General features: G+C 35.1%; 1 pseudogene. It reads right to left on the bottom strand.

The window, feature by feature from the left end:
• A pseudogene (locus ACVC5O_RS11000) lies at window positions 1-225 on the bottom strand (hypothetical protein); the annotation flags it as partial.

Genomic DNA, 225 nt, shown 5'->3' with positions numbered 1-225 from the left:
ACCATTAGTAGGATTGGTGTTAGCAGTTACAGTTTGGTTATCGCCTTCAAAATCTTCATCATTAGTTAATACATTACCAGATACGGGTTGACCGATAAAAGTATTGTTGATATCTACGATGGCGTCTGTAGTATTAGCAATACCACCAACGGTAATAATTACAGTTGCAGTATCACAAGCTTGATTAACGTTATCATCACATATAGTATAAACGAAAGAATCAGT

The sequence above is a fragment of the Lacinutrix salivirga genome, assembly GCF_053604675.1.
Note: the sequence above shows the minus strand (reverse complement) of the source record. Positions and strands in the feature narration are given on the sequence as shown.